The 12,384-nt window shown below is 66.8% G+C and carries 11 protein-coding genes; 10 read left to right on the top strand and 1 reads right to left on the bottom strand.

Features of this window, described 5'->3' with window-relative positions:
- The 9 genes from RMO81_RS01135 to RMO81_RS01095 all read left to right on the top strand — a co-directional run.
- Positions 1-1,016, top strand: a 1,016-nt coding sequence (locus RMO81_RS01135) for a UDP-N-acetylglucosamine--N-acetylmuramyl-(pentapeptide) pyrophosphoryl-undecaprenol N-acetylglucosamine transferase (protein WP_310473886.1), incomplete at its 5' end; no start/stop codon positions are given.
- Complete coding sequence (gene murC, locus RMO81_RS01130; protein ID WP_310473885.1) at positions 1,013-2,449, top strand: UDP-N-acetylmuramate--L-alanine ligase; 1,437 nt, start codon at positions 1,013-1,015, stop codon at positions 2,447-2,449. The genes RMO81_RS01135 and murC, both read left to right, overlap by 4 nt.
- Positions 2,446-3,453 carry a UDP-N-acetylmuramate dehydrogenase gene (murB, locus tag RMO81_RS01125; protein ID WP_409049568.1) on the top strand — a complete coding sequence of 336 codons (1,008 nt, stop codon included), beginning with the start codon at positions 2,446-2,448 and terminating at the stop codon, positions 3,451-3,453. The genes murC and murB overlap by 4 nt, the downstream gene beginning before the upstream one ends.
- On the top strand, positions 3,450-4,385 hold the full coding sequence (locus RMO81_RS01120; RefSeq protein ID WP_310473883.1) for a D-alanine--D-alanine ligase: 936 nt from the start codon (positions 3,450-3,452) through the stop codon (positions 4,383-4,385). Before murB ends, RMO81_RS01120 begins: the two co-directional genes overlap by 4 nt.
- Complete coding sequence (locus RMO81_RS01115) at positions 4,382-5,257, top strand: FtsQ-type POTRA domain-containing protein (RefSeq protein ID WP_310473882.1); 876 nt, start codon at positions 4,382-4,384, stop codon at positions 5,255-5,257. The genes RMO81_RS01120 and RMO81_RS01115 overlap by 4 nt, the downstream gene beginning before the upstream one ends.
- Positions 5,258-5,265: 8 nt before the next feature.
- Positions 5,266-6,555, top strand: a complete 1,290-nt coding sequence (ftsA, locus tag RMO81_RS01110; protein WP_310473881.1) for a cell division protein FtsA — start codon at positions 5,266-5,268, stop codon at positions 6,553-6,555.
- Positions 6,556-6,614: 59 nt separating this feature from the next.
- The gene (ftsZ, locus tag RMO81_RS01105; RefSeq protein ID WP_310473880.1) at positions 6,615-8,147 is read left to right on the top strand and encodes a cell division protein FtsZ; all 1,533 of its coding nucleotides are present in this window, start codon (positions 6,615-6,617) and stop codon (positions 8,145-8,147) included.
- A gap of 151 nt (positions 8,148-8,298) precedes the next feature.
- Complete coding sequence (locus tag RMO81_RS01100) at positions 8,299-9,756, top strand: DUF1800 domain-containing protein (protein ID WP_310473879.1); 1,458 nt, start codon at positions 8,299-8,301, stop codon at positions 9,754-9,756.
- Positions 9,753-10,922 carry a DUF1501 domain-containing protein gene (locus tag RMO81_RS01095; protein ID WP_310473878.1) on the top strand — a complete coding sequence of 390 codons (1,170 nt, stop codon included), beginning with the start codon at positions 9,753-9,755 and terminating at the stop codon, positions 10,920-10,922. The genes RMO81_RS01100 and RMO81_RS01095 overlap by 4 nt, the downstream gene beginning before the upstream one ends.
- On the opposite strand, the gene RMO81_RS01090 is transcribed toward RMO81_RS01095, so the two are convergent.
- Positions 10,912-11,775, bottom strand: a complete 864-nt coding sequence (locus tag RMO81_RS01090) for an alpha/beta hydrolase (RefSeq protein WP_310473877.1) — start codon at positions 11,773-11,775, stop codon at positions 10,912-10,914. The two genes, RMO81_RS01095 and RMO81_RS01090, sit on opposite strands and share 11 nt — an antisense overlap.
- A gap of 140 nt (positions 11,776-11,915) precedes the next feature.
- On the opposite strand from RMO81_RS01090, the gene RMO81_RS01085 reads away from it, so the two are divergent.
- Positions 11,916-12,365: a (2Fe-2S)-binding protein gene (locus RMO81_RS01085; RefSeq protein WP_017667907.1), complete on the top strand. Its 450-nt coding sequence runs from the start codon at positions 11,916-11,918 to the stop codon at positions 12,363-12,365.
- Positions 12,366-12,384: the final 19 nt, after the last annotated feature.

The raw sequence follows: 12,384 nt of genomic DNA, 5'->3' as shown, positions 1-12,384 counted from the left end.
TGATGGCGCGCGGCCACAAGGTGCATCTGGTGACGGACGAGCGCGGGCTCAGGTTCCCCGGCCTGTTCCCCGGCGTGCCGGTGACCAAGGTTGACGCCGCCTCCACCGGCCGCAGCGGCTGGCGTTCACTGCCGCAAGTGGCGCTCAGCATCTGGAAGGGCCGCAGCGCGGCGCGCAAGCTGTTCAAGGAGATGCGCCCGCGCGCCGTGATCGGTTTTGGCGGCTATCCGGCGCTGCCCGGACTGCTGGCGGGCCTGTCGCTTTACCTACCGTGCCTGATCCATGAACAAAACGCCGTGCTGGGCCGCACCAACCGCTATCTGGCGCCGCGCGTGCGCGCCATCGCCACCAGTTTTCCCCGCGTACGGCGCATGGAAGGCAGTTGGCAGCGCCGCGCGCATTTTGTTGGCAACCCGGTTCGTCCGGAAGTGTTGGCCGCACGCGACGTGCCGTTTGACGAAAACGCCGCCCGGCTGAAGCTGCTGGTCACGGGCGGCAGCCAGGGCGCGGCCATTCTGAACAAGGTCGTGCCGGCCGCCATCGCGCTGCTGCCAGCCGGCGTGCGCGCCGCCCTTGATGTCACCCACCAAGGCCGCGACGAAGACCGCGATGCCATGCTGGCGGCCTATCGCGCCGCTGGCATCGAACCTGTGATTGCCGCCTATTTCCCTGATCTGCCGGCCGAAATGGCCACCAGCCATATCGTCATCGCGCGGTCTGGCGCATCGACCGTGGCCGAACTGGCCGTGATGGGCCGGCCATCGATATTGGTGCCGCTGCCCATCGCCACCGATGACCATCAGGCCGACAACGCTGCGGCCCTGGTGGCGGCCGGCGGCGCACTGATGATTCGTCAACAGGATTTTGACGCCCAGCGGTTGGCCGAGGCCTTGACGCAATGGTTAACAGACCGGCAGGGGTTGGCAGAGGCCGCTGCTGCGGCGCGCGCCGCCGGTCATCCGGAGGCCGCGACACGCTTGGCCAATCTTGTCATTGCCACTGGATTGATCGCATGAACTCCGCTCCCGCAACCATTCGTCTTCGCCCCGGCTTCCGCACCGATATCGGCGTCATCCATTTCGTCGGCATTGGCGGCATCGGCATGTCGGGCATTGCCGAGGTGATGGCCAATCTGGGATTTGACGTGCAGGGCAGCGATTCTGCCGAAGGTTATGTGGTCGAGGGCCTGCGCAAGAAGGGCATCAAGGTCTTCATCGGTCAGAAGGCCGAAAATGTCGCCAATGCCGCCGTGCTGGTCACGTCTACCGCGATCAAGGCCGACAATCCCGAAGTCGTCGCTGCGCGGAGCCGGCGCATCCCCGTCGTGCGCCGCGCCGAAATGCTGGCCGAACTGATGCGGCTGAAAAGCTGCGTCGCGGTCGCCGGCACCCACGGCAAGACCACCACCACCTCCATGGTTGCCACGCTGCTCGATGCTGGCGGGCTTGATCCCACGGTCATCAACGGCGGCATCATCAATTCGATCGGCTCCAATGCCCGTCTTGGCGCGTCGGACTGGATGGTGGTCGAAGCCGATGAAAGCGATGGCAGTTTCCTGCGGCTGACCGGCACGTTCGGCATCGTCACCAACATCGATCCCGAACATCTCGATCACTGGGGCAATTTCGACGCTGTCCGCAAAGGCTTTGAGACATTCGTCCACGCTGTGCCGTTCTATGGCGCCGCGATCCTGTGCATCGATCACCCGGAAGTGCAGGCGCTGATCCCGCGCGTTTCGGATAGGCGCATCATCACCTATGGCTTTGCCGCCACCGCCGATGTGCGCGGGCTGGATGTGACGCCGGTGCCGGGCGGCAATCGCTTTTCGGTGCTGGTCCGCACGCGTGATGGGCAAAGGCGCATTGATGATCTGGTGCTGCCGATGCCGGGCCGCCACAACGTGCAGAATTCGCTCGCCGCCATCGCGGTGGCGCTGGAACTGGGTGTGGATGATGCGGGCCTGCGCGCCGGCCTCGCCCGCTTTGGCGGGGTCAAACGCCGCTTCACCAAGGTTGGCGAAGTTGCCGGCACCAGCATCGTCGATGATTATGGCCACCACCCGGTGGAAATTCGCGCCGTGCTCGCCGCTGCACGCGAAGGTGCAACTGGCCGCGTGATTGCGGTCGTGCAGCCGCACCGTTTCACCCGCCTGCGCGATCTGATGGCGGACTTTTGCGCCGCTTTCAACGATGCCGACATGGTGTATGTCGCGCCGGTCTATGCCGCTGGTGAAGCCCCCATCCCCGGGGTTGACGCCGCCGCGCTGGCCGCCGGGCTGGTCGCGGCCGGGCACCCCAGCGCCGACACCGTGACCGGTGCGGACAATCTGGCGGTGAAGCTGGCCGGCGTGGTGCAACCCGGTGACCAGGTGATCTGCCTGGGCGCGGGTGACATCACCAAGTGGGCGGCCGGTCTGGCCGACGCCATTGGCAAGCTGAAGGCCGGGTGAGCATCCTGACCGCCCCTCCCGCCACGCGCGGCAAACTCACTGCATCCGCGCCGCTGGCGCCGCTGGTGTGGTTCAAGGCGGGCGGCGCCGCAGACTGGTTGTTCGAGCCAGCCGATGTTGATGATCTGCGGGCCTTCCTGAAGGCGCTTCCCGCCGATGTGCCGGTGCTGGCGCTGGGGCTGGGCAGCAATCTCATCGTGCGCGATGGCGGCGTGCCGGGCGTGGTGGTGCGGCTGGGCAAGGCGTTCGGCAAGGTGAGCGCGGACGGCAACATGCTGACCTGCGGCGGCGGCGTTTCGGGCATTGCCGTGAGCAGCGCCGCGCGCGATGCCGGCGTGGCGGGCCTGGAATTTCTGCGCGGCATTCCCGGCACGGTGGGCGGCTTCGTGCGCATGAACGGCGGTGCCTATGGCCGCGAGGTGGCCGATGTGTTGGTGGAGGTGACCATCGTCACCCGCGACGGCGGCATCGAAACCCGCGCACTTTCGGCGCTGGAATACAGCTATCGCCACAGCAATCTGGCCGATGGCGAAATCGTGGTTTCGGCCCGCCTGCAGGGCCAACCCGGCGCGCGTGACGCCATCCAGGCCGAGATGGACCGTATCGCGGCTGCCCGAGAAGCCAGCCAACCGCTGCGCACCCGCACCGGCGGTTCCACCTTCAAGAACCCCGCCCCGCACAAGGCGTGGGAACTGGTGGCGGGTGCCGGCTGCCGGGCCTTACGCGTTGGCGGTGCCGAGGTGAGCGAGAAGCATTCGAATTTCCTGATCAACAGCCACCGCGCCACCGCCGCAGATATCGAGGCACTGGGTGAACTGGTGCGCGCCCATGTTTTGCGCGCCAGCGGTGTGAGCCTGGAGTGGGAAATTCAGCGCGTGGGGCGGGTGCAAATTACCACGTCCCCACCCCCAACCCCTCCCCTGAAGGGGAGGGGAGAACGTCAACTCCCCTCCCCTTCAGGGGAGGGGTTGGGGGTGGGGCCTTCTCACTGGAGCCAGCCATGAAAGTCGCAGTGCTCATGGGCGGTTGGTCGGCCGAGCGGGAGGTGTCCCTCACCTCTGGCCGCGGCATCGCACAGGCCTGCCGCAACCTGGGCCACGATGTCGTGGAAATCGACATGGGCCGCGACGTGGCCCAGCGCCTGATTGCGGCGGCGCCCGACGTGGTGTTCAACGCGCTGCACGGTACGCCCGGCGAAGACGGCACTGTGCAGGGCCTGATGGACCTGCTGGGCCTTTGCTACACCCACTCCGGCCTGACCACGTCGGCCATCGCCATCGACAAGGAACTCACCAAGAAGGTGCTGGTGCCAGCCGGCGTGCCGATGCCGCAAGGCACGTTGGTGGATTCGACCAGCTTGTTCGACGGCGATCCGCTGCCCCGGCCCTATGTGCTGAAGCCGGTGAACGAAGGATCGTCGGTGGGTGTCGCCATCGTCACCGACACCAGCAATTATGGCAATCCGATCCAGCGTGACGTTCCGGGGCCATGGCAGTCATTCGAAACACTGCTGGCCGAACCCTTTGTGGCCGGCAAGGAATTGACCGTGGCGGTGATTGGCGACGAGGCCCTGGCCGTCACCGAATTGCAGACCTCCAGCGGTTTTTATGATTACGAGGCCAAATATACCGATGGCCTGACGCTGCACATCTGCCCCGCCGATCTGCCTGCCGACATCGAGGCTGCCTGCCTCGCCCATGCGCTCACCGCCCACCGCGTGCTGGGTTGCCGGGGCACCAGCCGCAGCGATTTCCGCTGGGATCCGACGCTTGGGATTAAGGGGCTGTTTCTGCTCGAAACCAACACCCAGCCTGGCATGACGCCGCTCAGCCTGGTGCCCGAACAGGCCAGATATCGCGGTATCAGCTATGAACAGCTCGTGCAGCGCCTGATCGATATGGCGATTGCCGACCACAAACGGGGAGGCCAGCCATGACGGCAGCCGTTCTGAAACGCGGTGCAAAGCCGCCGAAAGCCGCGCAGAAGCGGGCGACCCGTCGTTCTGCCGCGCCAAAAATCACCCGCCAGCAACTGGGCATCGGGGCCGGCGTGGTGCTGGCCATCGCCCTGGTTGTGATGATTGCCGTTGGCGTGCCGCAACGCATCTGGAACGGCTTTGTGGAATGGACCGCCGCGCAAGGGTGGGAAGTGCGCCATGTCGAACTGACCGGCGCGCGCGAGCAGGAACGGCTGGCGATCTATGCCGCCGTGCTGAACGGCCCGAGCAACGCAATGCTGGCCACCGATCTGGATGACGTGCGGATGCGGCTGCGCGCCTTGCCGTGGTTGGTCGATGCCAGCGTGCAGCGCCGCCTGCCCGACACGCTGGTGATCGAAGTGAAAGAACGCAAGCCCGTGGCGCTGTGGCAATATCGCCAGCGCCTGGCCGCCATCGACATCACTGGCAAGGTGCTGACCCGCGAGCGGCTGGAGCGCTGGAACGATCTGCCGATCCTGGTTGGCGGCGGTGCCAACACCCGGGTGCGCGACGCGCTGGAGCTGATTGCCGCCACACCGCTGGGCCGCGACGTGAATGCCGCCGTGTTCGTGGGTGGCCGCCGCTGGGACTTGCGGTTCAAGAGCGGCGAGACGCTGGCGCTGCCGGATCAGCCCGGACAGGCCCGCGCCGCGCTGGCCAGTTTTGCCAGGCTCGATGGGCAGGGCCCGGAACGACTGCTCGGCGGGCGCTTTACCCGGTTCGACCTGCGGCTGCCGGGCCGCATGATCGTCGCCGGGCCGGCCGTGGCCGAAAAATTGGCCGAAGCGGAAAAGGCACGCCGTGCCGCCGCTCAAGCCCAAAAGATCTGAGGAGCACAATGGCACCGCGCATCCCCCTCCCGCCACTCGGCCGTGGTCAGCCGGAACGGCCCGTGGCCGTGCTCGACGTTGGCACGTCGAAAGTCTCGGCGCTGATCGCGCTGATCGGCGGCGATGCTGCAAATGGGGGCAAACCACGCATCATCGGCAGCGGACAAAAACCCTGCATGGGCCTGAAGCGCGGCACGGTGACGGATTTCGACAAGGCCGAAATGGCCATTCGCGGTGCCATGGATCAGGCCGAACGCGCCGCCGGCATGCAGATGGACAGCGTGATCGCCAGCTTTGCCGCCGGCAACATGGGCAGTTCCATGGCCAGCGCCGAAATCGATATCGCCGGCGCCAGCATCACGCCCACCGACATGGTCACCCTGCGCCAGGCCGGCCGTGCTGCCATCGACCCACGCAATCGCAGCGTCGTGCATGCCCTGCCCGCGCTCTATACGCTTGATGGCCTGCCCGGGGTCGAAAGCCCGCTGGGCCTGCACGCCGATCGGCTGGGCATGGATATCCATGTCGTCACTGCCGACACGCCGGCGATCCTGAATTTCACCCGTGCCGTGGCGCAATCGCACCTGGGCATTTCCACGCTGGTCGCCAGCCCACTGGCCGCCAGCCTTGCCGTGCTGGATGAAGAAGAGCGCGACATTGGCGTGGCGCTGATCGACATCGGGGCGGGCATGACCAGCATCGCCGTGCACAAGTTCGGCATCGCCGTGGGTGTTGCCACCGTGCCGATGGGCAGCGCCGACATCACCGACGATATTGCCGCTGCCTTCGATACCAAACGCAGCATTGCCGAACGATTGAAGACCTTCGACGGCGCCGCGGTCGCCACCATGCGCGATCAGACCGACCCGGTGACCATCCCGCCAACGATCGAGGATGGCAGTGTTGAAGCCCGCAAGGTGCCGCGTGCGCAGTTGGTGGCCGTGATCCGCACCCGGCTGGACATGCTGTTTGGCGAAATCAGCAAGGCGCTGTCGGGATTGGGTTTTGTTGGCCCGCAGGCGCGCCGCATCGTGCTGACCGGCGGCGGTTCGGATCTGCGCTCCATCGCCGATTATGCGGGTTCCTATCTGGGCTGCAACGTCCGCATTGGCCGGCCGCGCGGCTTGACCGGCCTGCCGGTGGCGCAGGAAGGCCCGGCCTTTGCCACACTGGCGGGCCTGGTGCTGTTTGCCCAGACCGATCCCGGCGACGTGTGGCACACGCAAGTCACCAGTGAAGGCCCCTCGCTTCGTCGCGGATTTGGGGGAGTCATCGAAAAACTGTGGGGAAGTCTGTGAAGTCACTTCCCACCGATTCGCTCATCATCTAGTATGATTCTTATATGGGGAGACACGATATGCTGGAATTCGCCAAGCCGGAACTGACCGAACTGAAGCCGCGTATCGCTGTCATTGGCGTTGGCGGTGCTGGCTGCAATGCCGTGGCCAACATGATCGCTGCCGATCTGATGGGCGTTGAATTTGTTGTGGCCAATACCGACGCCCAGCAACTGGCCATGAGCCCGGCCGGCACCCGCATCCAGCTGGGCATGAAAATCACACAAGGGCTTGGCGCTGGCGCCCGTCCGGAGATCGGCCGCGCGGCTGCCGAGGAAACTCTGGAGCAGCTCGAAACTGCGCTGGATGGCGCCCACATGTGCTTCATCGCCGCTGGCATGGGCGGCGGCACCGGCACGGGTGCTGCCCCGGTCGTGGCCCGCGCCGCGCGCGAAAAGGGCATCCTGACCGTGGGTGTCGTCACCAAGCCATTCAGCTTTGAAGGCGCCAAGCGCATGCGCGCCGCTGAAGAAGGCATTGCCGAACTGCAGAAGCATGTCGACACGCTGATCATCATCCCCAACCAGAATCTGTTCCTGATCGCCAACGCCAACACCACCTTTAAAGACGCCTTTGCCATGGCGGATCAGGTGCTGCACCAGGGCGTGCGCGGCATCACCGATCTGATGATCATGCCCGGCCTGATCAACCTCGATTTCGCCGACATCCGCACCGTGATGAGCGAAATGGGCAAGGCGATGATGGGTACGGGTGAGGCTGCTGGCGAAGGCCGCGCCATCGAAGCCGCGCAGAAGGCCATCGCCAACCCGCTGCTCGATGAAGTGTCGATGCGCGGTGCCAAGGGCGTCATCATCAACATCACCGGCGGTGATGATCTGAAGCTGATGGAAGTGGACGAAGCCGCTTCCTACATCCGCGACATGGTCGATACCGAAGCCAACATCATCGTCGGCAGCGCCTTCAACAAGGATCTTGATGGCCTGATGCGGGTGAGCGTGGTGGCCACCGGCATTGATGCCGCCAGCCGCCCGATGCCGGTGCCGACACCGCAGAAGAAGGCCGCCCCGGCCTTCCTGGCGCAGCCCAGCATTTTCACCATGCCGCCGCCGATGAGCCAGCCGTTGCCGGAGCCGGAGCCCATCTTGGCCGAAATGCAGTCGGAACCAGCGCCGATCAACGACGCGCCGCTGGCGCCAACGCTTGATTTGCCGGTGGGCGAGGAAGCCGTGGCGCGCGTGCTCGATGCCATCGAGATCAGGGAAACCGAACTGGCCGAGACGCTGGAAGACGATGCCATGGATCTGGCCGAAATGGGCGAACGGGTGGAAACCACCTTTACGTTCACGCCGGCCGCGCCCGTTGCTGGCCCGGTTGCCGGCGCCGGGGCCGGCACTGGAGCAAGGCCTGATCCGGAACCGATGGCACCGGTGGCCGAAGAACGCCCGCTGACCCTTTTTGAACGCATGATGGGCATGAGCCGCAAGCCGCGTGCACCGGAAGCACCGCCGGCCACACTGGCACCGCAACCGGTACCGCCGCAGGCCAGCGATGATGATGTGCCGGGCTTCATGAAGCGGCAGGTGAATCGATAGAACAGGGGGCTTGGGCTGCAGCGGGTGGACGCGCCCCGCAACCCGTTGCAGACCCTTGACGACCAACATGACGAGACCCGGCTGGCAACAGCCGGGTCTTTGTCTTGATGGGCCGCCGGGGGAAAGCGGCCGCGCCGGCGTTTAAGTGGTCATGAGCCTCGCTGCCATCGCCCTCAACCGCTTCGGCCTTGGTGCCCGCCCTGGCGACAGCGCGCCTGCTGATCCGCGTGGCTGGCTGCTGGCGCAAGTGGGGCAGTTCGATCCCCATCCCGCCGTGATCGCCGCCCTGCCCGATGCCGCCGCCATGACCCTGCAATATCGGCAGAATCTGGGGCAACTGCGCCGGCAAGGTGTGGTGGGCGTGCGCCGGCCTGGCGATCCGGAACCGCCGAAGGACCCCGAGGCCGAGGCCGCGAGAGAGATGGGGGCCAACGCGGCCCAGCGCGAGCGCCGTCAGGCCTTTGCCCAGGCCTATGGCGGGCAGGTGAATGCGCGGCTGACGCTGTCGCTGACCACTGCGACACCCTTTGCCGAACGGCTGGTGCATTTCTGGGCCAATCATTTTGCCATATCGACCGACAAGCTGGCCACCGCCACCATGGGCGGGCCGCTGGAATTCGAAGCCATCCGCCCCACCATCACCGGCCGCTTTGTCGACATGCTGCTGGCTGTCACTCGCCATCCGGGGATGCAATTCTATCTCGATCAGGCGCAATCGATCGGGCCAAACAGCCTGCTGGGCCAGGCCGCGCGCCGCCGCAATGCACCCCGTCAGCCTGGGCTCAATGAGAATCTGGCGCGCGAGATTCTAGAACTGCACACGCTGGGCGCCGGCAATTACACGCAGGCCGATGTCGCTGGCCTCGCCCGCGCGCTCACCGGCTGGAGCATTGGAGGATTTCTGGGGGGCGGTTTCGTGCGCCGGCCGCTGGGGGTCGCCGCCGCCGACGGGCAGTTCGTGTTCCAGCCGAACTGGCACGAGCCGGGCAGCGTAACCGTGGCCGGCAAGCCCTATCGCCAGAACGGCGAAGCGCAGGCGCTGGCAATACTGAACGATCTGGCGCTCCATCCCCTCACCGCCCGTCGCCTCGCTTTCAAGCTCGCCCGGCATTTCGTTGCCGATGCGCCGCCGCCAGCTTTGGTGGAGCGCATGGCTGCGGCCTATCTGGCCAGCGGCGGGCAATTGCCGGCGCTCTACCAGGCGTTGATCGACGCGCCGGAGGCCTGGGCCGCGCCCTTGGCCAAGTTCAAGACGCCGTGGGACTGGCTGGTATCGTCCCTGCGTGCGCTGGGCCGGGGCAGCGTGCCGCCGCTGCAGGCCATCGGTGCGCTGCGCGAACTGGGCCAGCCGGTGTGGCGTCCCGGCTCGCCGGCCGGCTGGGAAGACGACGCCGCGCGCTGGGCCGCGCCCGATGCGCTGCTGCGCCGGGTGGAGGTTGCAAGCCGTATCGCCGCACCGCTGGCCGCAACGCTGGACGCCCGCAGCCTCGCGCCGCGCATCCTGCCCGGCACCTTGTCCCCCGCCACGGCCAGCGCCATCGCCCGCGCCGAAAGCCCCGCCGAGGGCCTGGCGCTGCTGCTCGTCGCTCCGGAGTTTTTGCGCCGATGATCAATCCCCCTCACATCACCCGGCGTTCTCTTCTGGCGCGCAGCGCCCTGCTCGGCGGTTTTGCCCTGGCCCCGCAACTGGCGCTGGCGGCGGCCGGCACCGACCGGCGGCTGGTGTTCATCGTGCTGCGCGGCGCGATGGATGGGCTGGCCGCCATCCCGCCCATCGGCGACCCGCGCCTGAACCAGCTGCGCGGCCCGCTGGCCCAGCCGCCAGAACAATTCGGCGCGCTGCTGCCGCTGACCAGTGATTTCGCCGCGCATCCGGCGCTGAAGGGCTTTGCCGGCCTGTTCGCAGCGGGCGAGGCCGGCGTGGTCCACGCTGTTGCCAGCCCCTACCGCGAGCGCAGCCATTTCGACGCGCAGAACATCCTCGAAACCGGCGGCAACGCGGCCTATGCGCTGAAAGATGGCTGGCTGAACCGGCTGCTGCCGCTGCTGCCTGCCGCTCCGCCGCCGGTTGCCATATCGGCCACCCTGCCCGCCCTGTTGCGCGGGGCCGCGCCCACCACAAGTTTCGCCCCCAGCCGCCTGCCCGATGCCAGCGCCAGCCTGAAAGCGCGCGTGGCGGCCCTGTATGAAAATGACGCGCTGCTGCACCGGTTGTGGAGCGAGGCGATGGCCACGGAAATGATCGCCGGTGCCAACGATGGCGGCGCTGCCAATCCGCAAGGCCTCGCCGCCAGCGCCGCGCGCCTGCTTGCCGATCCTGCCGGGCCGCGCATTGCCGTGCTGGAAATGGGCGGCTGGGACACGCACGCCGGCCAGCCGGTGCGTCTGGCCAACCAGTTGCGACAGTTGGACGGCGTCATCACCACGCTGAAGCAGGGCCTGGGCCCAGCCTGGAGCAACACGCTGATCATCGCTGCCACCGAATTCGGCCGCACCGTTGCCGCCAATGGCACCGGCGGCACCGATCACGGCACCGCCAGCGCGGCGCTGCTGGCCGGTGGGCGGCTGCAGGGCGGGCCAGCGGCCGGCCGCGTGCTCGGTGACTGGCCGGGCTTGCAGAAACTGCATGAAGGCCGCGATCTGCTGCCCACCACCAGCCTGAATAGCCTGTTTGCCGGCGCGGTGGCCGGGCTGTTCGGGCTTGATCCGGCGCTGGTGACGCGCCGCGTGTTTGCGGCTGCGCCGGCGCCACCGCTGGCCATCGTCAGGGTGTAAGCGCCGCCAACAGGAAATTGCTGGTATCGGTCAGCGCATTGGCCTTACCGCGAAACGGCTTGGACAGGGCCAGCAGGATGCCGATGTGGCCGACATCGGGATAGATCCGCACTTCGGCGCGGCCGCCCATATCGTTGATCGCATTGGCCAAACGTTGGCTGTTGCGCGGCAGCACCGTGGTATCGCCATCGCCGTGCAGCAGCAGCAAGGGCGGCGCATCTTTCCGGGCAAAATGGATCGGTTGCGTGTCCTGCAGATCAGCGGCTTTGCCCAAGGCTGCATCCGCGGCGCCGCCCGCCACGAACGGCAGGAAATCCGCCGGCCCGGCCAGGCCCACGGCGGCCTTGATCGTATCGGCCACGCCCCAGCGCCGATCCAGCGCCAGCAGCAGTGCGATGTGTGCGCCGGCGCTGTGGCCCATCACCGCCACCCTTGTCGGATCGCCGCCATGGGCCGCGATGTTGGCGGCCACCCATGTCATCGCCGCCGCGCCATCTTCCACGAACGCCGGCCAGCGCACTTGCGGCACCAGCCGATAATCCGGCAGCACCACCACAAAGCCCTTTGCCGCCAGCGCTTTCGCGGCAAAGCCATAGCCATCGCGGCTGCCGCTGTTCCAGCTGCCGCCATAAAAGAACACAATCACCGGCAGTTTGGCTGTCACGCCCTTGGGGGCCCAGATTTCCAGCGTCTGGCGCGGATCGGTGCCGAACGCCGCCGCGTCCACCACTCGCCGCACCTGGCCATCGCCGGGGGTGAGCGTGTTGAGCCCGTTCAAGGCCCCCAGCGGTGAACAGGCCGCAGCCAGCGACGACAGGGCAGCGGCGGAGAGCAGGGAGCGACGTGACATCATTGCGTGGGGATAGGGGTTGGAGGACGAGAAGGAAAGGCTTGCCGAAGGCGGGGCCGCAGAACCTGCCCGCCGGAGGCTCTCTTCTTCCCCTTGTCCTACTCCCCCGCTATGCTGCACTTACACACTGGGGAGTCTGCACCATGAAGCTGAACATCAACGGCAAACCGGTTGAGGTAACCGCTGATCCTGACATGCCTTTGTTGTGGGCGCTGCGCGATGTGCTGGGGCTGACCGGCACCAAGTTCGGCTGCGGCGCAGGTTTCTGCGGGGCCTGCACGGTGCAGCTGGATGGTGAGCCGGTGCGCGGCTGCCAGACGCCGGTTTCGGCCGTGGGCACGGCCAAGATCACCACCATCGAAGGGCTGAGCGCCAGCGCCTGGGGCCGCAAGTTGCAGGACGCCTGGGTAGCGCTGGATGTGCCGCAGTGCGGTTATTGCCAGGCTGGGCAGCTGCTGGCCGCTGAAGCGCTGCTGCGCACCACGCCCAAACCCACCGATGCCGATATCGATGCCGCGATGAGCGGCAATATCTGCCGCTGCGCCACTTACACGCGCATCCGGGCGGCCATCAAGCAGGCGGCCGCAGCATGAAGGCCTCCCGTCGTGACAT

The sequence above is a fragment of the Sandarakinorhabdus sp. genome (genome assembly GCF_031422795.1).
In the GTDB taxonomy this organism is placed as follows: domain Bacteria; phylum Pseudomonadota; class Alphaproteobacteria; order Sphingomonadales; family Sphingomonadaceae; genus Sandarakinorhabdus.
Note: the sequence above shows the minus strand (reverse complement) of the source record. Positions and strands in the feature narration are given on the sequence as shown.